The organism is Hominimerdicola alba (genome assembly GCF_900109655.1).
Classification (GTDB): Bacteria; Bacillota; Clostridia; order Oscillospirales; family Ruminococcaceae; genus Hominimerdicola; species Hominimerdicola alba_B.
Window position 1 is genome coordinate 109,339 of record NZ_FOAT01000011.1, and the last position, 22,310, is coordinate 131,648.

Here is a 22,310-nt window from a genome sequence, read left to right on the forward strand (position 1 = left end):
ATCATGAAAAATCCTAAGAAACAAGGGCAAACCTTAACAAATATATATCGGTACTTTCGTGCAAATCGGGAAAAATACGGCTAGATCAAAAGTGAAAATGCAATTTCAAATACTTTTATTATCTTCATTGAGCCATTGATTCGGATTGTTTGCAGGATTTGTAAGCGATATTCCTGCAAATATCTGAACAAGCGACGGCATAAATACCATGAATTTCGGGATAAATCCGATACAAGTGACGGCAAATGTTACCGCAAAATACAGTGCGGTAAAAACACCTACCGTGATAAGGTCTTGGATCTCAAATTTCTTTTACATAAATATACTACTTTTTAATTCTTCCAACCCGTGCTGACTGCTCGTTTTGTGACCATGTTATGATAGATACCGCCCATATCCATAAGCCGCTTATGATTTCCGGATTCCGCTATCTCGCCGTCTTTGATAACCATGATGTTATCAGCATGAGCGATAGTATTGAGCCTGTGTGCGATTACAAGCAGCGTTTTACCCTTGCATAGTTCTGAAATCGCTTGCTGGATATAGCTTTCATTGTCAGCATCAATGCTTGCAGTTGCTTCATCTAGAATGACAATTGGCGAATCTTTCAGTATACACCTTGCGATAGAAATACGCTGTGCCTGCCCACCCGAAAGGCTTGCACCGCCCTCGCCTATGACTGTATCAAATCCGTCGGGCAGTTCCATAATGAAATCGTAGCATCGAGCCTTTTTTGCAGCTTCGATGACTTCTTCACGGTTTGCATCCGGTCTGCCGAGAGCGATATTGTTGTACACCGTATCCTGAAACAGATATACTCTCTGGAAGACCATGCTGATATTATCCATGAGAATAGAAAGCGGTATTTTTCGGATATCCGTACCACGCAGAAGTATCTCGCCGCTTTTTACGTCCCAGAAACGTGTCAGCAAACTTGCGATAGTAGATTTGCCGCCGCCTGACGGTCCGACCAAAGCAGTCATTGTGCCTTTACCGGATTTGAATGACACATCTTTCAGCACGTCCTTTTCGCCGTAGGCAAATGTGACATTGCGGTACTCTATCTCTGGGGCATTGCTGTCTGTAAGCAGCTGAGTACCGTTATCTTCAAGTTCCTTTTCAGCAAAGAGGGATTCTATCCTGTCCATACAAGCACTCATCACCGTCAGCCTTGCCTCCTGATCGTAGAATGACTTTATCGGCACAAAAAGGTCAAACAGACACAGCATAATTCCGAGAAAGAAATTCAGTTCCATAAGTCCCTTTGTATAGAGAAATGCCGAAAGCGCAAGCATAACGACCGTGCCGATACCGTAGATAAGGAACACGCCACTCTTATACGGGTGGTGAGAAAACTCAAAATCAAGGTTCACACGGCAGTTGGTTTCAAAGCTGTCGGTCAGCTCCTTTGACTTTTCACCGAGCAGATTGTAGGTCTTGATAATGCCGATGCCCTCGGTGAAATCAAGCACCGCCTGCGTCTGTATCTCAGCGGCTTCCTGCTTTTCATCGGAATGAACGAGGTCGCTTTTCATCATGTGCCTGCCGAGTATGACCATACATCCTGTTATCAAGAGCGAAGCAATACCGAGCCGCCAATCGAACACGAACATGAACACGCTCATGATCGCCTGCGAGAACAGATAGCTCATCATGTCCGCAAGCACCATCATGCAGTTTTCTTCGATGAACACCATGTCTGTTGACAGCACAGAGCTTATCTTGCCGATGTTGCCCTCGGTGAAATAGCCCATCGGCAGGCGGCGCAGATGCTCGCCAAGCTTCATTCGCATATCGGCGAATATCAGGTAGCCTGCGCCGCTTTGCAGCCTGTCGGCGAGGTACTGGGACACTGCCTGCACGATGATACTTGCCACAAGTGCTATTGCTCCGTAAAGAGCGGTTTTCTTCGTAAGCGTACCGTCAATGTAAGTTGTAACGATGAAATATGTGAGAATTATCGGTACTTTCATGAGCAGACCTTTCAGAAATGAAAAGCCCATAGCACCGTATATCCTGCCCTTGTATTTCCCCGAAACGCCGAGGATACGTCTTATCATTCCTATCATGCCCTCACCTCATTTCCGATAGTCCAGTTGGCTCTTGCTTCGCTGCTGTTCCATAATTTCTGGTATTCCGCACAGCTTTGCAGGTGCTTTTCATGTGTGTCTGCGGCAATGATATTTCCGTCCTTCATAACACAAATTTTGTCGGCGTTCACTATCGTCTGCAAGCGATGTGCAATGACAAGGACGGTCTTTCCCTTGATTATCTCGGCAATGGCGGCATTCATTTTCTCCTCGTTTTCGGGATCAATAAAGGCTGTTGCCTCGTCAAGCACGATGACAGGTGCATTTTTCAATATCGCCCTTGCAAGAGAAATTCTCTGTCGCTCACCGCCCGAAAGCATTTTACCTCCGTCGCCTGCCATTGTGTCAATGCCTTTCGGCAGACGTTTCAGGAACTCACCGCATTGTGCTTTTTCTGCCGCTGCCAGTACTTCCTCACGGGACGCATCGGGCTTTCCGATGAGGATATTCTCATACAGCGTGGTGTTGAACAGAAACTGCTCCTGCGATACATAGGAGATGTTGTCGTTCAGCGCTTCAATGCTCATATCGGTGATGTCCTGACCGCCGAGGGTGATATGTCCGCCGTTCAGATCATAGTAATGGACAAGCAGCTTTGCAAGAGTTGATTTGCCGCTGCCCGATTCGCCGACCAGCGCCGTAAGCGTCCCTTCTCCGAGTTCGAGTGAAACGCCGTGCAGGACTTCCTGTTCTTGATAAGCAAAACGGACATCATCGAATCTGACGATATGTGAATTACCGATAAATTGATTATCTTTACTTTTTAAAGGCTCATGATCCATAGCCTTTTCGATCTCGTCTATCTTATAGCCGAGTTGTGGGAATTTGCCTGCAAAGCTCAGCGCTTTCAGCAGTGGTACACCGATCGACAGCGACAGGCAGAACACCAGTATCAGATCAGCCAGTGTAGATGTACCATTGATAACAAACAGTGTTCCGACAGGGAGCATGAAAAGAGCCGTACATGGAAGTATCGCACTATAAAGTGCCATCCAGCCCCAGCAAGCTTTATACCACGCAAGCGTGAAATCACGGTAGCTTTTGATATCGCTTTCATATCGCTGATAGGATTCGCCGTCACGACCGAAGACCTTAACAACTTCCATACCGTTTACATACTCGATTATCGTTGCATTCATCTTTGCTGATGCGGCGTAGTAGGCGTTCATTCGTTTCATACCCGTGCGGAACATCATGCCCATTGCAAACAGTCCGAGCGGCAGAGAGCAGAGCGACAGCAGTGCCAGCTTCCAGTCTGCAAAGAACATACATATAATTGCTATCAGTGCCATTGCAAGGTTGGATATACCTTCGGGAATTGCGTGAGCCAGTAACAGCTCTACCTGATCTATATCATCGGTGAACAGCTTTTTTATCCTGCCGTTGCCCATATCCTGTATTGTGCCGAGCGGCTGACGCTCCAGCTTTTTCTGCAATGATATACGGATATTTTTCAATGTGTTGTATGCGGATATGTGGGAGTATTTCAGTCCAAGTACATATAAGTTAGAATAAACTAACTCGCACACAAAAATAATGGCTATATGTACTGCATAATAGCCGGCTGAAAGATTTTCACCGTCGATAAGCGGTTTTATGATGCGGTACAGCATAAAAAACGGCACAGCTGAAGCGATCAGTCCCGCAAACATGACCGCCAATGCCGTATATGTATATCTGATATAGCCTCCCATATATGGCTTTATCTTGTTAAACATTGTTTTCATCGCCTTTCTTTAGCATTATTACATCCTGCCAGTTGAAAAACCGACAGACGATACGGCAATGCTCCTCGATCTGCTCCCATGACATATCATGAATGATAGGCTCACAGACACAAGTCCAGAAAGACGATATCAGAACATGAAATTCTTCTCTGGTGACTTCTGCATGAGCAAGTCCTCTTTTATATGCTTCATAATAAAACTGCTCATATGCATAGCTCATTTTCGTGACATATTCGTGGTTGAAATTCTCGTAACGTGTGCCTGCTGCCTTGTCTATCAGTAAAGAAACTGTTTCACGGTTTTTATAAAGCAGTTTGAAAAGCGGCATCATTGATTCATACGACATCTCACATGAATTGTATATTTCATCGTCCGAAAAAGCAGAAAAATCAGTATTTGAACGGCTTTCAACGAAGTTATTCAGTTCATTGACGATGTTTTCAACAACTGCATTGAACAGATCTTCCTTGCCTTTGTAGCGCTTGTAAACTGCACCTGTTGTGATATCGGCATTCTCGCAGATAGTTTTCAATTCTGCTTTGAGATAGCCATGTTTCATGAATTCTGCCTGTGCACTGGCAAGAAGTCGTGGGTCGATTCTTTTATCAGGTATTGCCATTTTGGTTCTCCTATGAAAATTGGATTATCGATAATCCGATTATCATTGTAGCATATGTTAACTGCAATGTCAAGAAGCTATTCTGATGATTTGTATAAACGAACAAAAAAACGACGATGCGTTGATTTGATTTTGAACGCATCGCCGTTTTTTTTCTAAGTCATATCAGGGCTATCACTTTAGCACAACACTTCATATGCCGGTAAAATAAATATTTGAGATGTATTCTTTCCTTACCTACGGCGTTGGGAAGAATACTGCAAACTATCGATATCGACTGTTTATTGCACTATTTGATTCTTCATAAGGTGTTTGTATGGTTTCCCTGAAAAAATAAGCTCAAGGTCTCCATATCAGATCATAGATTTTTGCACCGGCAACGTATCGTGTTTTCTCAAGCTTCATACCAAGGTGTTTGTATCTCTCGCACTTACCCTTTGCATCTGTGTCAAGAATGCATGGGCAGTTCTTTTTTTCAGCTATTTTAAAAGCATAAGTCAGCAGCTTTCGCATATAGCCCTGTCCCTGATGTTCTTTAGTTACGATCAGCATTTCAACTTTAATATACTTCTGCTTTTTTTTCTTTAGATGCTGTTCCAGCGTTTCATCACCGCAGTTAGCTGCCTTTAAAAACGCAAACAGCTTTTTCCAGCCGCCAATAGCTGTTTTCATACCTCTCATCATGCGTATGATGCTAAAGAAACCGGGATGATTACCCTCGGTATCGGTGATAAGAATATATCCTTCGTCTCCGTCAGTACTGTAAAAAGTACCGCTTTCAATTCCTGCAACTACAAGTGTTTTCATATAGTCAGACATTGCCTGCTTGTTAGGGAAAAATGGCTTTAGTCCGCCCTCTCCCTCCTCATATGGATAGTCCCAGAATGATTCGCCGATCATAGCCGATATTTCGTTCAGTCTGCTTTCGGTAAGGGCTTTGATTTTTTTCATATCATTATTCTCCTTTTATATAAAATTGCGTCAAATTACTTACCTACGGAACAAACCTTTTTTCTCGTATGTCCCACACACAAAGCCTGTCACCTTGTAACCGCTGTCAGCAAGTGTAGCATCGATCTCCTCACGGGTGAGGGAACTATTGCTGATGATAACAGTTTCACCTTTCTTGTGTGAAGATGTTACCTTTTTGATCTCAATTTTGCGGCGTATAGCATCGTTGATGTGTGACTCGCACATACTGCACATCATACCGTCTATTTTAACTGTTGTTCTATACATTGTTTATCTGACCTTTCATTCATAGAAATGATCGAATTAGCTAAAGCTAACTCTGCTTCGGAAGAAAAGCAGCATGATGCCGCTTAAATAATTAGTTACAACTAACCACAGTATAACACATCCTTCGGTCAATGTCAAGGGGCATACGAAATATCGTATCTTAGTACATTTTTTCGGGATTTTAACGTTTTATAATCGGTACTAATGACGCGGTTTGAGCTATTGACAGGGAAGGGGAGCTGTGATATAATTATTTTGGTTAGCGAACACTAACTGCAAATAGATCATTGCAGACCCCTTTCGGAAGCCTTGTGCGATAGGGCATTTGAATACTTCGGGTCTGCGCGTCAATAATGTGAGTGATCACGTTAAATAAATGCCAATAGGCAGAATGGAGAACAGATATGGATTATTTAGAGATCGAAAAGGTAGTGGGCAGAGAAATACTCGATTCCCGTGGAAATCCTACAGTTGAAGCTGAGATTACTCTCGCTGACGGTACTGTTGCAAGAGGAACTGCACCCTCAGGTGCTTCCACTGGTGAGTTTGAAGCACTGGAACTTCGTGATGGTGACAAGGGCAGATATCTTGGCAAGGGCGTACAGAAGGCTGTTGAGAACATCAACACCGTTATTGCAGATGCCATCAAGGGTATGGATGCTTCGGATATTTATGCTATCGACGGTGCTATGATACGTGCAGATGGCACAAAGGATAAGTCAAAGCTGGGTGCTAACGCTATACTCGCAGTATCCATCGCTTGCGCAAGGGCTGCGGCAACCTCACTGGATATTCCTCTTTACAGATTCCTCGGTGGTATTCAGGGAACCAAGCTCCCCGTACCCATGATGAATATTTTGAACGGCGGTGCTCATGCTGACAGCGCTGTTGATACTCAGGAGTTCATGATAATGCCTGTTGGTGCGCCCACTTTCAAAGAGGGTCTGCGCTGGTGCGCTGAGGTCTTCCACGCTCTTAAATCTCTGCTGAAGGAGATGGGCGATGTTACCGCTGTGGGCGATGAGGGCGGCTTTGCTCCCAATAATCTGAAGAGCGACGAGGAAGCAATCGAGAAGATACTGGAAGCTGTTAAGAAAGCAGGTTTCGAGCCCGGCAAGGATTTCAAGATAGCTATGGATGCGGCTTCCTCCGAATGGAAGAGCGAAAAGGGCAAGGGCTTCTATAAGCAGCCCAAGAGCGGAAAAGAGTTCACCTCCGACGAGCTTATTGCCCACTGGGAAGCACTTGTTGACAAGTACCCAATAATCTCAATTGAGGATGGTCTTGACGAGGAAGACTGGGACGGCTGGGTGAAGATGACTAAGCAGATAGGTCACAAGGTACAGCTTGTTGGTGACGACCTCTTCGTTACAAATACCGAGCGTCTTGCAAAGGGCATACAGCTTGGCGCGGGCAACTCCATACTTATCAAGCTAAACCAGATAGGCTCTGTTTCCGAGACTCTGGAAGCTATCAAGATGGCACACAAGGCAGGATATACTGCGATATCCTCACATCGTTCAGGCGAGACAGCTGATACAACGATAGCTGATCTTGCAGTTGCACTCAACACCTGCCAGATAAAGACAGGCGCACCCAGCAGAAGCGAGCGTGTAGCTAAGTACAACCAGCTTCTGCGCATTGAAGAACAGCTTGGCGGTGCTGCTTGCTATCCTCAGATGGGCGCATTCAATGTGAAGAAATAACCATATCACTTCCTTATAAATAAAGTGACAGCAGTTGATCTACGGTTGCTGTCACTTTTCCTTTCTATATTATTCCACGTTTTTTCAGTGCAAGCACCTTCGAGAAGAACACAGTTATTCTCGTGGGGATAAGATACAGTGAAGCTATTTCTTTGTTATCGCAGCAGAGTATCTTCGTTATTGAGAGATTTCGAGTGTTTTGTAATTCAACAAAAATTGGGAAGTACTACAAAGCTGCTATAAAAACAAGATCGTTGTGTGTATTATAAGTATATTTGACATTTGGGGAGGAGTATGCTATAATTGTTCTGCGGTTAGTTTTTGCTAATCGACTCGAAAGATTGATCTCTTCGGCTGAGATGAATATCACCTGTAAGGCGTTCATGACTTATGATCAGGCATACTGCTAGGGTATTGACAGGTGCGATTTTTACATAAGAAAGGTTTAAGTAATACTATGACACAGGAAATAATTTTGGGACTTGCGCTGCCATTTACGGGCACGGCTCTAGGTTCGGGCTGTGTGCTGTTTATGAAGAAAAACCTCGGAAAAGGAGTACAGCGTGCTCTAACAGGCTTCGCGGCAGGTGTTATGACTGCCGCTTCCATATGGAGCCTGATAATACCGGCGATGGAGCAGTCGGAAAATATGGGAAAACTGTCATTCCTGCCTGCGGTCATTGGCTTCTGGTGCGGAGTGCTTTTCCTGCTTCTTCTCGATACGATCATTCCGCATCTTCATATGAATGCCGAGAAAGCTGAGGGTATACCATCGCGGCTTGCACGCACTACCATGATGGTGCTTGCAGTGACACTGCATAATATCCCCGAAGGAATGGCTGTAGGGATCGTGTATGCGGGGCTTGTATCGGGCACGGGGGATATAAATTCAGGCGGAGCATTCGCACTTGCGCTGGGTATTGCGATACAGAATTTCCCTGAGGGTGCTATAATATCCATGCCGCTTCATGCAGAGGGCAAAAGCAAGTGCAAAGCCTTTGCGGACGGCGTTCTTTCGGGAGTTGTCGAGCCGATAGGTGCTGTGCTTACAATATTGTTTGCGGGACTTATACTGCCTGCGATGCCGTATCTGCTGAGCTTCGCGGCGGGTGCGATGATATATGTGGTGGTGGAGGAGCTTATCCCCGAAATGTCCGAAGGTGAACATTCAAACATCGGCGTGCTGATGTTCTCGCTTGGATTTACTCTGATGATGGCGCTTGATGTTGCGCTGGGATGAATGATCATGTGTGTATAAAAATCTTGTTTGTTTACTCACTTTAATAGCTGAAAACCTATTGACAAACACTCTTATATATGATATAATAATTATGGTTAGTGATGCCTAACCACTTTTGTTTGATGCGAGGTTAGTTTAGACTAATTGTAGAAAGGAATAAAAATGAGCGTAGTTATAGTAGGCGGTAATGACCGCATGGCAACAAGGTACCAGGACATCTGTAAGTCATACAAATGTAAATCTAAGGTATTTACTCAGATGCCTGCGGATTTTGAGAACAAGATAGGTCAGCCCGACCTGGTGATAGTATTCACGGGAACTTGTTCCCATAAAATGCTTGGCGGTGTCAAAAAGCATACCGAGAAATCGGGTACACCCGTGAGGCATTTGCATACGTCAAGTGTGAGTGCGTTGAAAAATCTGCTTTCTGAGTACGACTGCAGATAGACAATTAAAAAGTCACGGATACTGCGGTGTCCGTGACTTTTTTGTCGTAAAAAAATGTAAAATGTTATCTGTCCGCAGAGTATAGTAAGCAGCAATTTCAATGTCGTTTACTATAATACACATCTACTGACATATCTTTGTTATATACCTCATATATGCGTTCTGTCGGTTTTATCGAATTCTCTTCGGCATATTTTCTAAGCATCTGATGGGCTTTGCTGACTTTGGAGAAACCACCCTTGAAATTGATATGTATGCAGTTTTCTTCGTATACTTCTAAAACGTTCTCGCCTGTATAATTTGATACCGGAAGAAAGGTAGTCATGTTGAAACTGTCATCTGTATCAAGCTTGTCGAAGATAACAAAGTGAGCCCCGGCAATAGTTATTCCCTCACGGGCGGCTCTTTCGTACAGTTTCCCGACCGACATTCCGAGGTTCTCTCTTTCAGTGTTCTCGCGGACGAAAATACATCTGCACTTGCCGAATGGCTTGCAGTCGATCTGTTCTGCGTTTGTTTCAGTATCGTCATACTCCGTTTCTTTTTTGTATGCTTTCATCTCGCTGAGAAGTCGATCGGTCTCGTTGATCTTGCTTTCGATTATCTCTGCTTCGTCTGCCATACCGTCAAGTATCTGCCTGATCTCGAAAAGCGACATTCCTATCTTTCTGTAATTCTTTATCTTTTGCAATACAGCAAGCTGCTTTTCTTCATAAAAGTGATAGCCGTTTTCTTTGTTGATATATGCGGGCACAAGCAGTCCTTCCTCATGATAAAGCCGAAGTGCCTTTATGCCGACGCTGCCCATAACGGCGAACTGTCCTCTGGTATACATTATCCCGTCACCTTCTTCCTGTGGACTCTGCCTGCAATTGGTAAGAAACCCAAATGCAGAGGTAATATATTGTAAAGACTGTAATGCCAATATTTTTGATATCCGTCCCTGTTGAAGAACTTCTCGGCTGCGTCGCAGATCGCAGCGATACAGTCATCATTCAGGTCTTTGCCCAATTCCGCAGATGAAAACCTCGGTGCTCCTATATAGCCGTATTTGCCCATTGCCGCAAGCTGTCGTTTTCGGGATATCATATCTTTTTCGGTTATCACGGAATCAGCCAGTTCACGATAACCCACCCTTACATATCTCGGGTCAATGTCAAGAAAACTCGACGTTTCTATCCAGCCTGCGTGGAAATCGCTGCCGTGTTCTTTCTCCATAGTTTTTAGTTTGCCTGACTTTTCTGACGATACTCCCATGAATATCTGTCCCATTGGAGCGATAGCACAAAGCCCGTGTCTTTTGTTGATCTTACGCACAGCTTTCTCTACTGCGATCTGATGCTGAGGGTCTGCGTGGGAAGCTATAACGATAATGTTCCAAAACCCCATAAAGCATATGCTTTCGAGGACAGCAAATGTCACATCACAGACCGTTTTCATCGGGAAGTGTATCGACCCGTAGAACTCGTTTACCGAAGCTGCCGCCACAGGAAAAGTCGGCAGATAAAAGCAATCTATCCCGAGCCTTCGTTCAAGCACACACATAGCACCTTTGCTCCAGTACTCGCCTTCGATGATATCCGTTGAAAGCGGAAGGTGTGTTCCGTGTTCCTCTATCGGTGCAATAACGATAAACACTAAGCTTTTTCTTTTGTTGATATCCATGACCTCAGACCATGTAAGCAAACTAAGATCTCTCATATATTATCCTCCGTTTCTTTGGTATGGATAGATAATACACCCTGCCGTTAAGACAGAGTCAATGGATAATATATTAATAGAATACATATTTTCTGTTGCGGAATATTATGTGGATTAGCAGAGTATTTCTGCATTCGGTATATTTTTTCTTACGGAATTATATCACTTATACTGCCGAATGTCAATATGGCGTAAAAAAGTCCCCTTTGCTGTAAAGCATCGGAGACATTTCGTTTCAGCATTTTCTCATGTATTTCAACCTGCCTTTTTCCAGACATAATATGTGATCGCAGCAGAGTGAAATAAGCTCTGGGTCATGGGTCGATACGATGATCGTTCGGCCTTTTTTGGCAAGTTCTGTAAGAAGATCTGCAACTGAAGTCATATGTGCATGGTCAAGACCGGAGGTGGGTTCATCGAAAAGAAGTATCTCGGCATTTGCTGCGAGAGCTGATGCTATTGCCACACGCTGTTTCTGTCCGCCTGAAAGTGCCATAGGATGAGTATTTTCATAGCCCGCCAGACCAAGTTCGGCAATTATCTTAGCAGCTTGGTCTTTGTCTTCATTATCCATTGAAAGCATTACTTCTGCTTCAACGCTGTCGGTGAAAAGCTGATGGTTTACATCCTGCATGACCATGTAGCATTTTTTCAGTATTTTCCTACCCGATACTGTCTCTTCGTCAGATGTCAAACGGAGAGTACAGTCTTTTTCAAGTCCGCAGAGACATCTTAGAAAAGTAGATTTTCCTGCACCGTTTTTACCGATAAGTCCTATGACTTTTCCCCGCGGTATTTCAAGTTCGGGGATAGCAAGGGTATAATCTGCCGAATCGGCTGCATTGAGTTTTTTCTTTTTGATGAAATACTTTTGCGGCTTGTAGGTGAAGAACATATCTTTGAGGGTTATCCTGCTTTCTGAACTTAAGGTGGAGCAGGGATGGATGTTTTCAGTTGAGAATATCCCTCTTCCGAACTCTTCTATGTACTTTTCTTCAATTTCCGTAGGACGAAGGCCGAGAGCGCACAGTTCATCGGAAGTGAGACTGTTAAATCCAGCTTTGTTCCATTCCTTTTCTATCCTGCCGTCTTTCATATAGATGACACGGTCGATAAGGTTTTTGAGATACCATAGCCTGTGTTCGGAAATTATAATCGTTTTACCTTTTGCTTTCCAGTGCTTGATGACTTTTTTCAGTTCTTCGATGGCTTTCCAGTCAAGATTTGATGATGGTTCGTCAAGCAGCATAACATCCGGCATCAAAGCTGATACACCTGCGCAGGCTATTTTCTGTTTTTCACCCCCCGAGAGTTCAAAAAGACTTTTCCCGAGCAGAGGTTTCAGTTCGAGTTCGTTTACTACCTCGGATTTTCTTTTTAGAATCTCATCTGGGTCTATTCCGATATTCTCTGTTCCGAAGGTTATCTCACCGTCGGTATCGACCGAGAAAAACTGACTTCTCGGATTCTGAAAAACAGTCCCTACAATGCTGGCAAGGTCGTAAAGTTCGGCTGAGGGGATATCTATGCCGTTTACGGTGATTCTTCCGTTTAGTTCGCCACGGTAGTAGTGGGGGATAAGACCGTTTATAAGACGAAGAACCGTTGTTTTTCCGCAGCCTGAAGCGCCACAAAGAAGCACGGTTTCTCCGTCTTTGATATGCAGCGAGATATCATGCAGACCTGCGGAAGCAGAACCTTTATAACTAAAATTCTGAACTTCTATATTTATCATTTTTTTCACCCGATGATCTTCGCGCCTATGAACAAGCATGCGCTCAATGTAAATACTGCCATTACTGCAATGTCGCGAGTGCTTAATCTGAGTTCATACGCACTTGTTCGTTTTATAGGAGCACCCAGTCCCCTTGTGACAGCAGCCGCAGAAAGTTCATCACCTATATTCACACAGGAAAACATAAGAGGTATCATTCGATACTCGATCATACCCGATAACTTTCCGCCGCCAAATGAGATGCCCCTCATTTTCATTGCATCTCTGATAGAGCCATATTCTTCTTTGATAGTTGGAAAGAACCTCATAACTACTGCCAAGGATACGGAAATACCGTCGGGAACGTGCATTTTCTGCATAGCTGACATGAATTCGCCTATCTTTGTTGTTTTGATAACATACCATGCTGTTATCATCGCGGGCAGGAATTGCACGACGATACCGCAGTAGCCTACAAGTAAGGCTGACAGCAGTCCTTTGGAATCTTCTGATATGAATGATCTCATCAGGATAAGTGATACAGCGTACATCGCAGTGAAACGCAATGCTGAAGCGTACTTGCCCTCTGTTATCAGCAGAAATACGGGTATCGCTGTCAGAAGAATACGAATTGTCCATTCAAGTGGAGTTACCGCATTTGACATAACTATAAGCGATACTACGAATATCATGAACAGCTTTGTTCTTGGGTCAAGATATATCCCTCTCATACTATACCTGCTTTTTCAAAGTGCTTTCTTACGACAGCTTTACCAACGAATGCACCGATCATACCGAAAATAACGCAAAGTATCAGCAGAACGAAAATTGTCTTGCTGTTTATGGCACGGAAAAGCGAGTCACAGTATTCTGCTGAATATCCGCCGTCTATCAGGTTTTTGCGGTAGCTTTTGGCTGTTACTATCACGGGGAAATAGTTGGCACATATCCACAGGCAGAAAATTCCATGACTCAGCACTGTTGACTTGAAGCTTTTGTAATTTCCTTTTTTGGCTATGAGGTCGGCTATCAGACCGGAAATAATGATCAATGGAGCGCCGAGCCATCCCATACCTGTTGCGAACATTATTATGGCAACGAGTACTGACATCAGCGTTATCATGCCGAATTTCTCTACTTTTGTGTAGAAAAGCATCATTGGGATCGACCCGACTATGGGTATCAGCACCACATATGATGCAACTACATATGGGTGTATGAATCCCAGCATTCCGCACGCAAATTCTACGACGAACAGCAGAGCGGTAAATATGCCGACGGTGATAAAATCTTTTGGTTTAAGCTTTTTTTCCTTCATAACGATACCTCCGAAAGTTAGAATTAGTTAACACTAATCAGATTAGTTTTTGCTAACCCTGATATTATAGCACATGGCTTGAAATATGTCAACTAATGTGTTAATGAAAATTTTATGAATGTGAATGGATATACCTTGTACATTGATACCATTAGTTTGCATAAACAAACCTAATTATGTAAATCAGACAAATTTTAAAATAAACGCTGTTTACTTTCTGCTAAATAGTCGGTTGATTTATTGCTTGGATGATGATATAATACGGTTAACGCTTACTAACTAAAATCACATGGAATAAGGAGAGTAAAAACATTATGAGTGAAGGGGTGGACAGCAACTCAAAAATAAAAAGCGTCATCCAACTATCGAGGACAATGTTACTATATATTCAGGCGCTTCGATCCTCGGTGGAAATACTGTCATAGGTAAGAATGCTGTTATCGGTGGAAATGCCTTTATAACCCGCTCTGTACCCGAGGGAGCAAAGGTCAGCGTGAAGAGTCGTGAGCTTCATTATGATTACGTATCTTCAAAAGCGGTTGAAAGAACAGATGACTCCGATGAAAATTCGTGGTTCTATATGATATAGGGGTAAAAAAGATACATAAAATAATAGACCGCCTTTCGGAATGATCTGAAAAGCGGTCTGTTGCTATTTAAGATAATTTCTCATACTAGCAAGTGATATAGCGAGGGTAGATGAATTGTGCAGAAGTGCTGATGTAGTCGGAGCGATCACTCCCGTAGCGCCCAGCACCATAAGGGAGAAATTGAACCCGATTATGGTTCGGTAATTAGAGTTTATGCGCTTCATCAAAGCACCCGAAAGCTGCCGCAGGGTAACAAGGCAGGTAATGTCATCGGCTGATATGGTGATATCTGCCACCTCTCTTGCGATGGCTGCACCGCTGCTTATTGCAATACCTGCATCAGCTTCGGATAGGGCGGGCGAGTCATTCACTCCGTCACCTATCATGATGACTTTTCTGCCGTTTGCTTTTTCTTGGCGGACATATTCTGCTTTATCTTCGGGAAGAACTTCGGCATAATACTCGTCAACGCCCACCTTTTCTGCAACTGCTTTTGCTGTTCGCTCGCTGTCTCCCGTCATCATGACTATCTTGCTGATGCCTAAGTTTTTCAGCTGTGAAAGGACTTCCTTTGCTTCATCGCGTATGGGGTCTTCAATGCATATCACCGCCGCAAGCACTCCGTCCACTGCAAGGAACAGGTGCGAATACTCACCAGGCAAACTGTCGAACTTATCTTCTTCGTTTTCGGGGAGAGTACATCCCTCGTCCTCAAACACAAAGTGATAGCTGCCCAGCACCACCTTTACGCCACTAACTGAGCTAGCTATTCCGTGAGCGACAACATACTCGACCTCGCTGTGGAGTTCCTCGTGAACAAGACCTCTGTCGCTTGCCGCCTTTACTACTGCATTGGCGATGGAGTGTGGGTAGTGTTCTTCAAGACACGCCGCAAGCCGCAGTGCTTCGTCTTCATCGTTCTCGCCGAATGTGATAATCTTAGCTACCTTTGGCTCGGAGTGTGTGAGCGTTCCTGTTTTGTCGAAAATGATGGTATCAGCATCTGCAACCGCTTCAAGGAACTTTCCGCCCTTGATCGTCATGCCGTAAGTCTGACCCTCGCGCATAGCCGATATTACCGATATAGGCATAGCCAGTTTCAGAGCGCAGGAGAAATCCACCATGAGTATTGATATCGCTTTTGTGGCATTTCTCGTCAGCAGATATGTCAGCAGTGTTCCGCCAAGGCAGTAGGGCACCAGCTTGTCTGCAAGATGTGCCGCACGGCTCTCGACTTCGGATTTGAGTTTTTCACTCTCCTCTATCATCTTGACTATGCGGTCATACTTGCCGCTGCCTGTGAGTTTATCAACCTGAATGACACAGCTGCCCTGCTCGACTACCGTGCCTGCATATGCATAGCTTCCCGCAGACTTGTGAACTGCGAGCGCTTCACCTGTCAGTGTAGCCTGATTGACCTCAGCTTCACCCGAGATGACTTTGCCGTCAAGCGGTATCATGCTGCCTGTGCGGACGATTATCTCATCGCCCTCGCTGATATCCTTGATAGGTACCAGCATTTCGCTTTCGCCTGTTTTCAGCCATACTTTTTCCACGCCAAGCGACATTGTTCTTGCCAGATCATCAACTGACTTTTTGTGTGTCCAGTCCTCTAAAAGTTCGCCCAGACCCAGCATGAACATAACGCTTGAAGCCGTCTTGTGATCGCGCCTTATGAGGGATACCGTTATGGCAACAGCATCCAGCAGGCTGACTTCGATCTTACCCTTTGACAGAGAGATAAGCGCTTCTCGGACGTATTTCGCCGCCTTGATGACCGACAGCACCATTCTCAGCGGTGCAGGAATCAGCCGCCTGAATATGTACCGCCTTGCCAGCATGAAGAACAGCTTGTCCTCGAATTCGCGGTCAAGCTCTCTGCCTGTATGCTCGGGGACAAGGGCGGCAGTCTTATTGTCAGTGTAGGAAAACAGCGAGAGAGCCCGTATCACTTGTGCTTTGTCAGTGAAGATTATAACCGCATCACCTGTGCGGTCATAGACCTTTACATCTGTGACATAGGGCTTTGCACGCAGATAGTATTCCAGCATATCCGCCTGACGGAGAGTCATGTGTGAACGCATGATATGTATACGCAGGCGGTTACGGGAACTGTGGAGTATCTGACATTTCATCAGTCTTTCTTCTCCTCGTCCGAAAATTCTTCATCAGCGGTGTCGGCGCAGTCCTCGATGATGTCGATAATATCCTCGTCGGCACGCTTTTCGTTGATGTACTTAGCGTCAGCAACGATATCATCACAGCCCTCGCGTACCTTTGTAACGCCCTCCATTACACAGTCTTTACCGCGGATAACTGCCGCTGTTGTGTGAGAATAAACTTTCTTGGCGGTCTTGCTTGTCAGCAGCTTTACACCCAGCGTACTTGCTGCCATACCTCCAACGAATAATCCTGCTTTGACCCAAATTGACATAGTGATACTTCCTTTCTATACAGAACTTAATATGATGAACGGGAGAGTTTCCTCCCCCGAACATACCTTAACATTATTTCTTAGCAGTATGGCACTTGCCGTGCATAGCACAGTTCGCACAGCCGCACCCGCAGCCGCCTTTGCCCGACAATCTGTCTTTGATGACCGACCGCAGAGCCAGTGCGAGTATAACCACAACTATCGTGATGACGATGATATTTCCGATATTTTCACTGAGCCACACTGTCATAATTTACCTCCTTATGCCTTGCCGACTGCCAGTTTTGACGTCAGCTTGGTCGCTTCCTTGTAGGGTCTTACTAACATATATATCATGCCAGCCAGTACAGCTGCTGCGAATATCACACCTATGATATTTGCGCTGCCTGTGAACAGTCCGCCGAACTGGTTTATCATCAATGCGATCGCATAAGCAAATCCGCACTGATAGCCAATAGCGAACCATGTCCACTTGGCGTTGTTCATCTCACGCTTGATAGCACCGATAGCTGCGAAGCATGGTGCGCACAGCAGGTTGAACACCAGGAAGGAATATCCTGTGATTCCCGTGAACTGAACAGCCAGCTCCTGCCAAACAGTCTTGTCTCCGCCGCCGTAGAGAGTACCCATTGTGCCGACGATGTTTTCCTTTGCCACAAGTCCCGTGATGGATGCAACAGCTGCCTGCCAGTTGCCCCAGCCGAGAGGTGTGAATATCCAAGCGATAGTGCTGCCTATCTTTGCGAGTATGGAAGCGCTGAGTTCGTCTTCCTCCAGCATACCGAAGCTGCCGTCAACAAAGCCGAATCTGCTTGTGAACCAAACAACTACCTGCGAGATCAGTATAACGGTACCTGCCTTTTTGATGAAAGACCAGCCGCGTTCCCACATGGAGCGGAGAACGTTCTTGACGGTGGGCAGATGGTATGCAGGAAGCTCCATTACGAAAGGTGCAGGGTCGCCAGCAAACATCTTTGTCTTTTTCAGCATGATGCCGGAGATTATGATAGCCGCCATGCCGATGAAATATGCGGATGTAGCCACCCATGCAGAACCGCCGAAGATAGCGCCCGCTATCATGGCGATGAAAGGAACTTTCGCACCGCAGGGAATGAATGTGGTGGTCATTATTGTCATACGGCGGTCACGCTCGTTTTCGATAGTACGGCTCGCCATTATTCCGGGAACGCCGCAGCCAACTCCCACAAGCATGGGTATGAAGCTCTTGCCCGAAAGACCGAATTTGCGGAAAACTCTGTCCAGTACAAATGCTATTCGTGACATATATCCGCAGGCTTCAAGGAACGCAAGCATCAGGAACAGCACCAGCATCTGGGGAACAAATCCCAGTACAGCACCGCATCCCGCGATGATACCGTCAATGATAAGACCTTTCAGCCACGCTGCCGCACCTGCTTTGTCAAGTACCTTTTCAGCAAGGGCAGGAACGGGAGGAACATACCAGCCGTAGTCAGCGGGATCAGGCTCGTCGCCTATTTTTTCAACGGTGGCGAGAGCTTCTTCGTAGTCCGCGATAGTCGCTGTCTCTTCCGAGATTTCGAGGGTCTCCTCGTCCTCGACCTCGTATGTAAACTCGTCTGCAGGTGTTCCGTTTGCTTCAACGTAAGCATCATAGCCGTCGATAATCAGCTGTGCGTCAGCGTATTCCTCGGCTGCGTCCTCGTATTCAGCTGTACCTTTGCCAAAGAGGTGGAAACCGTCCTCACCGAAGATATTATCATTGGTGAAGTCGGTAAGCGGTGCGCCCACGCCCACCATAGCTATCCAGTACACTGCGAACATTATAGCCGCAAATATGGGCAGACCAAGCCAGCGATTGGTAACAACTCTGTCTATCTTGTCCGAAGAGCTTAATGCTCCCTTGTTCTTTTTAACAAGACAGCTGTCGATTATACTTGAAATGTAGTTGTAGCGCTCGTTGGTGATTATGGACTCGCTGTCATCGTCCAGCTCTTTTTCCACCTTTTCGATATCCTTGTTTATATGTGCCAGCTTTTCACCCTTGATGCCCAGCTTTTCGATGACTTTATCGTCCCGCTCAAACAGCTTTATAGCGTACCACCTCTGCTGATCTTCCGGCAGATCATGGACGCAGGCTTCTTCGATATGTGCAAGAGCGTGTTCGATAGCCGCGTCAAAGCGATGTACGGGTCCGTCGTGCTTTGTGTCAGCCGCAGATATTGCGGCTTCGGCTGCTTCGGAAACACCCTCATTTTTCAGAGCCGAGATCTCAACGACCTTGCAGCCTATTGCTTCGGACAGCTTTGAAATATTTATCTTATCACCATTCTTATTGACTACATCCATCATATTCACGGCGCAGACAACGGGTATTCCAAGTTCTGTCAGCTGTGTTGTCAGATAGAGATTTCTCTCCAGATTCGTACCGTCGATGATATTAAGTATAACATCGGGCTTCTCATCTATCAGATAGTTTCTCGCCACAACTTCTTCTAGCGTGTAGGGTGAAAGCGAATAAATACCCGGCAGATCGGTGACGATAACATCGCTGTGCTTTTTCAGCTTACCCTCTTTTTTCTCCACAGTTACGCCCGGCCAGTTGCCCACGAACTGGTTAGAGCCTGTCAGCGCATTGAAAAGCGTGGTCTTACCGCAGTTCGGGTTGCCCGCCAGCGCTATTTTGATACTCATAATTCTTCCTCCTAAAAATTTTAGATTAAACTAACTTGTGTGCAAAAAATATATGGTCAAATTATCTCGACCATTTCCGCATCAGCTTTGCGGATAGAAAGCTCATAACCTCTGACGGTTACTTCTATCGGGTCACCCAGCGGCGCGACTTTACGAATGGTAACAGAAGTTCCTTTCGTCAGTCCCATATCCATTATCCTGCGCTTGACAGCACCCTCTCCCGTAAGCTTTTTCACGGTTACGGTATCACCTATCTTTGCATCTCTCAGTGTCATATCTTCTCCCCCTAAACCATTATTTTCATAGCTAATTCGCGGCTGACTGCCACTCTCGTTTCCTTGACATTAACTATGAGATTACCCGCCATGACGGATATCACCGTAACTTTTCCCCCAACGGCAAACCCCAAGTCCTCTAAATGCTTGCGGACTTCATTCGTTCCTCCGATGCGTGCGATAGTGTAGCTTTCGCCTGCGTTTGCAGATACCAACGGCATCATATTTACCTCCTTTATGATGGTTAGAACTACCTAACTTTTGATTAAATTATACATCACTAACTCACAAAAGTCAATATTATTAAGCTCACTTTGTCGTGTTAAACATAGAGTTAGCCAAAGCAAACCGTGTATTTTATTAGATATAACTAACCGAAAGGCTGCCGTGTTTTTGAACGGCAGCCTTCACGAAAAAAAGATGAACAGGAAAGTTTACACAAGCTTTTTACCAAGCTCGCGGCACTTTGCAATGGCTTCATCATCGGGGGTGTTGTTTGCGATGAGTCCCTCGCCATTAACTATCTCTGCACCTGCAGATTTTACTCTTTCAGCCCACAGACGCATCCATTCGCCATCACCCCAGTCGTAAGAACCGAAAAGTGCGATCTTCTTGCCGCTTATCTTGCCCTCAATACCTGAGAAGAAAGGCTCGAATTCAGTGTCTTCCAGCTCTTCTGCACCCATAGCAGGGCAGCCCAGTGCAAGCGCATCGAATTCGCTCACATCGCCTTCAAATGACGATACCTGAACAGCGGTTACTCCCGATCCTTCTGCAACGGCATTTGCCATTGCTTCGGTATTGCCTGTTCCGCTCCAATAAATTACTGCTGTTTTCATTTGTTTTACCTCCAATGATACTGACTTTTTATGCTACGCAGACCTGCAAGGAACGCCCCTGTGCAAGTTCTTGGCACAGTTTGGTCCTGCACTGTCTGTAACATTCAAATAATTCTTTTGCGCGTTCAACGTCGCTGTATACCTTCCACATACCGCACAGCTTGCACCGCTGTCCGCAGTTTGTGATAAAGCCCTTTACGTCCTCCAACGGGTAGCCAAGGAATACTCCTATTTCATGGGGAAAGTCACTATTTGTCAGACGTTCGCACAGCCGGTCAAGACATTGTTCACTGTCCCATGAAACATCGTAACCGTACTCAGCAAGAAGCTCCCTCACTGAGTTGTCGGACAGCGTTTTGTCAAGCAGCCGCCTGTCATATACATAGATCAGCGTCCGATGAGAACACCTGCTGACGAACCGAGCGCCTATCCTTGAACCAAAATAACCTTCTGCAAAAAGCTGTGATAACTCATCAATGTCATATTCCTGCGGAGAAAGTGTGGGCAGACTGCCGCACTTCATCCCCATGAGTGTAGGCGCTGCGTGGAATGCAAGTACATTTTCAAGTTTTTTTGTTTCACAAGCATACATAGGCTTCTCCTTTCAGATTTAGGTTAGAAATAACTAACCAACTGCTTATATTATACTTTCTATTCTTTGTAAAGTCAAGGATATTATTCATCTGTGAGATAAGTTTGTGGAAACGAATAAAAGTTTGGTGTAACTAACCTAACTTTTTGTAGCTTAGTTAGAAAATACTAACTGATAATTGTCAAAGCATTGACATTGATATCTGCAAATGATAATATATTATGGTTATAAAAGTCTAACCACAAAGGAGAAGTATATATGTTGACAGAACAGCAGAAAAAATATCTTATTACTATTTATCTTTTAGGGCAGAACGGCGAGCGTGTGAGGACAACGGATATTGCTGATTATCTCCACGTTGCCAAGGCGAGTGCCGTAAAGATGTGCAAAAAACTTATCGAAGAAGAACTTATAATAAAAGAGCCGTACCGACAGATATCTCTGACGCAAAAGGGAGTTGGTGAAGCGAATGGACTGTTCACACCATGTGTAATATTACAGGATTTCTTTGCTTCAAAGGTGGGGATAGAACCTAAGAAAGCGGGCGAAGCCAGCATGATGATTTCGTCGGTGCTTGATGAGGAAACTATGGATAAGTTCGTGAATTATGTGCTTTCAAAGAAATAAAGAAAAGATAAAAATGTAATAGACAGCAGAAGAATTCAAAAAACGTAGTAAAGGCCTGATGATGATAAGCTCGAGGTTAGTAGATCATGCGCTGATTGCCTGTGAAAAGCATATCAGGTTATCAGTTCAGGCAAATGAGAGAGTCTATCCTAAAATTTGTGTAAACCTCTGAAGTAGTGTATAATAGAAGAGACACTACTTTGGAGGTTTTAATTATGAGCAGAAGACGAAGAAATGAAACAGAAGAGCAGCGAGCAAGAAGAGAGCTAATAAGTGATTTTCTTTCGGCAGCGAATATTCAGAGCATGGACGATATTCAAGAACTTTTCAAGGAGGCACTTGCCGGATTTATGGAAGGCAGCCTTGAATCAGAGCTTGATTCCGAGCTTGGATACGAGCCGTATGACGTTAAGAACAAGGCTACCGACAACAGTCGTAACGGTCACAGCAAGAAAACTCTTCGTACCAGTATGGGTAAG

Annotated in this window: 24 protein-coding genes and 1 pseudogene; 6 read left to right on the plus strand and 19 right to left on the minus strand. The window is 45.0% G+C overall.

Features of this window, described 5'->3' with window-relative positions:
- Positions 1-105 precede the first annotated feature (105 nt).
- From BMY75_RS18820 to BMY75_RS12235, 6 genes are all read right to left on the minus strand, one after another.
- Positions 106-300 (minus strand): MptD family putative ECF transporter S component, encoded by a 195-nt coding sequence (locus BMY75_RS18820; RefSeq protein ID WP_081350543.1) that lies wholly within the window; start codon positions 298-300, stop codon positions 106-108.
- Positions 301-332: 32 nt separating this feature from the next.
- Entirely contained in the window at positions 333-2,069 is a 1,737-nt protein-coding gene (locus tag BMY75_RS12215; RefSeq protein ID WP_074834150.1) for an ABC transporter ATP-binding protein, read from the minus strand.
- Positions 2,066-3,808 (minus strand): ABC transporter ATP-binding protein, encoded by a 1,743-nt coding sequence (locus tag BMY75_RS12220; RefSeq protein WP_074834151.1) that lies wholly within the window; start codon positions 3,806-3,808, stop codon positions 2,066-2,068. The genes BMY75_RS12215 and BMY75_RS12220 overlap by 4 nt, the downstream gene beginning before the upstream one ends.
- Complete coding sequence (locus BMY75_RS12225; RefSeq protein WP_074834152.1) at positions 3,801-4,436, minus strand: TetR/AcrR family transcriptional regulator; 636 nt, start codon at positions 4,434-4,436, stop codon at positions 3,801-3,803. Before BMY75_RS12225 ends, BMY75_RS12220 begins: the two co-directional genes overlap by 8 nt.
- A 339-nt stretch (positions 4,437-4,775) precedes the next feature.
- Positions 4,776-5,387, minus strand: a complete 612-nt coding sequence (locus tag BMY75_RS12230; protein ID WP_074834153.1) for a GNAT family N-acetyltransferase — start codon at positions 5,385-5,387, stop codon at positions 4,776-4,778.
- A 39-nt stretch (positions 5,388-5,426) separates the two neighbouring features.
- Complete coding sequence (locus BMY75_RS12235; protein ID WP_074834154.1) at positions 5,427-5,675, minus strand: heavy-metal-associated domain-containing protein; 249 nt, start codon at positions 5,673-5,675, stop codon at positions 5,427-5,429.
- 404 nt (positions 5,676-6,079) lie between these two features.
- Between BMY75_RS12235 and eno the strand changes: the two genes are divergently transcribed.
- The 3 genes from eno (at position 6,080) to BMY75_RS12250 (ending at position 9,068) form a co-directional block, all read left to right on the plus strand.
- Entirely contained in the window at positions 6,080-7,381 is a 1,302-nt protein-coding gene (eno, locus tag BMY75_RS12240) for a phosphopyruvate hydratase (RefSeq protein WP_074834155.1), read from the plus strand.
- A gap of 457 nt (positions 7,382-7,838) precedes the next feature.
- On the plus strand, positions 7,839-8,621 hold the full coding sequence (locus tag BMY75_RS12245; protein ID WP_074834156.1) for a ZIP family metal transporter: 783 nt from the start codon (positions 7,839-7,841) through the stop codon (positions 8,619-8,621).
- Between the two features lie 162 nt (positions 8,622-8,783).
- Positions 8,784-9,068, plus strand: a complete 285-nt coding sequence (locus tag BMY75_RS12250) for a DUF2325 domain-containing protein (RefSeq protein WP_074834157.1) — start codon at positions 8,784-8,786, stop codon at positions 9,066-9,068.
- 97 nt (positions 9,069-9,165) lie between these two features.
- Here BMY75_RS12250 and BMY75_RS12255 read toward each other — a convergent pair whose 3' ends face one another.
- The 5 genes from BMY75_RS12255 to BMY75_RS12275 all read right to left on the minus strand — a co-directional run bounded on the left by BMY75_RS12255 (position 9,166) and on the right by BMY75_RS12275 (position 13,801).
- The gene (locus tag BMY75_RS12255; protein ID WP_074834158.1) at positions 9,166-9,903 is read right to left on the minus strand and encodes a MerR family transcriptional regulator; all 738 of its coding nucleotides are present in this window, start codon (positions 9,901-9,903) and stop codon (positions 9,166-9,168) included.
- Entirely contained in the window at positions 9,903-10,769 is an 867-nt protein-coding gene (locus BMY75_RS12260) for a creatininase family protein (RefSeq protein WP_074834159.1), read from the minus strand. The genes BMY75_RS12255 and BMY75_RS12260 overlap by 1 nt, the downstream gene beginning before the upstream one ends.
- Positions 10,770-11,004: 235 nt before the next feature.
- Positions 11,005-12,504, minus strand: coding sequence for an ABC transporter ATP-binding protein (locus tag BMY75_RS12265; protein ID WP_074834160.1), 1,500 nt, complete (start codon positions 12,502-12,504; stop codon positions 11,005-11,007).
- A gap of 5 nt (positions 12,505-12,509) precedes the next feature.
- Positions 12,510-13,214: an energy-coupling factor transporter transmembrane component T gene (locus BMY75_RS12270; protein WP_074834161.1), complete on the minus strand. Its 705-nt coding sequence runs from the start codon at positions 13,212-13,214 to the stop codon at positions 12,510-12,512.
- Positions 13,211-13,801, minus strand: coding sequence for an MptD family putative ECF transporter S component (locus BMY75_RS12275; protein WP_074834162.1), 591 nt, complete (start codon positions 13,799-13,801; stop codon positions 13,211-13,213). Before BMY75_RS12275 ends, BMY75_RS12270 begins: the two co-directional genes overlap by 4 nt.
- A 322-nt stretch (positions 13,802-14,123) precedes the next feature.
- On the opposite strand from BMY75_RS12275, the pseudogene BMY75_RS12280 reads away from it, so the two are divergent.
- A pseudogene (locus BMY75_RS12280) lies at positions 14,124-14,390 on the plus strand (serine O-acetyltransferase); the annotation flags it as partial.
- Between the two features lie 63 nt (positions 14,391-14,453).
- Here BMY75_RS12280 and BMY75_RS12285 read toward each other — a convergent pair.
- The 8 genes from BMY75_RS12285 to BMY75_RS12320 all read right to left on the minus strand — a co-directional run bounded on the left by BMY75_RS12285 (position 14,454) and on the right by BMY75_RS12320 (position 21,204).
- The gene (locus BMY75_RS12285) at positions 14,454-16,526 is read right to left on the minus strand and encodes a heavy metal translocating P-type ATPase (protein WP_074834163.1); all 2,073 of its coding nucleotides are present in this window, start codon (positions 16,524-16,526) and stop codon (positions 14,454-14,456) included.
- Positions 16,526-16,825, minus strand: a complete 300-nt coding sequence (locus BMY75_RS12290) for a DUF6110 family protein (protein WP_074834164.1) — start codon at positions 16,823-16,825, stop codon at positions 16,526-16,528. Before BMY75_RS12290 ends, BMY75_RS12285 begins: the two co-directional genes overlap by 1 nt.
- Positions 16,826-16,898: 73 nt before the next feature.
- On the minus strand, positions 16,899-17,075 hold the full coding sequence (locus BMY75_RS12295; RefSeq protein WP_074834165.1) for a FeoB-associated Cys-rich membrane protein: 177 nt from the start codon (positions 17,073-17,075) through the stop codon (positions 16,899-16,901).
- Between the two features lie 11 nt (positions 17,076-17,086).
- Positions 17,087-19,498 (minus strand): ferrous iron transport protein B, encoded by a 2,412-nt coding sequence (feoB, locus tag BMY75_RS12300; protein ID WP_074834166.1) that lies wholly within the window; start codon positions 19,496-19,498, stop codon positions 17,087-17,089.
- Between the two features lie 56 nt (positions 19,499-19,554).
- Positions 19,555-19,773 carry a FeoA family protein gene (locus BMY75_RS12305; protein WP_074834167.1) on the minus strand — a complete coding sequence of 73 codons (219 nt, stop codon included), beginning with the start codon at positions 19,771-19,773 and terminating at the stop codon, positions 19,555-19,557.
- An 11-nt stretch (positions 19,774-19,784) separates the two neighbouring features.
- Entirely contained in the window at positions 19,785-19,997 is a 213-nt protein-coding gene (locus BMY75_RS12310; protein ID WP_024857038.1) for a FeoA family protein, read from the minus strand.
- Positions 19,998-20,207: 210 nt separating this feature from the next.
- Entirely contained in the window at positions 20,208-20,612 is a 405-nt protein-coding gene (locus BMY75_RS12315) for a flavodoxin (protein ID WP_074834168.1), read from the minus strand.
- 28 nt (positions 20,613-20,640) lie between these two features.
- Entirely contained in the window at positions 20,641-21,204 is a 564-nt protein-coding gene (locus BMY75_RS12320; protein WP_074834169.1) for a DUF3793 family protein, read from the minus strand.
- A gap of 258 nt (positions 21,205-21,462) precedes the next feature.
- On the opposite strand from BMY75_RS12320, the gene BMY75_RS12325 reads away from it, so the two are divergent.
- Both BMY75_RS12325 and BMY75_RS12330 read left to right on the plus strand, forming a co-directional pair.
- Positions 21,463-21,831: a metal-dependent transcriptional regulator gene (locus tag BMY75_RS12325; protein ID WP_074834170.1), complete on the plus strand. Its 369-nt coding sequence runs from the start codon at positions 21,463-21,465 to the stop codon at positions 21,829-21,831.
- A 215-nt stretch (positions 21,832-22,046) separates the two neighbouring features.
- On the plus strand, positions 22,047-22,310 hold a 264-nt coding region (locus BMY75_RS12330), incomplete at its 3' end, for a transposase (protein WP_170844294.1).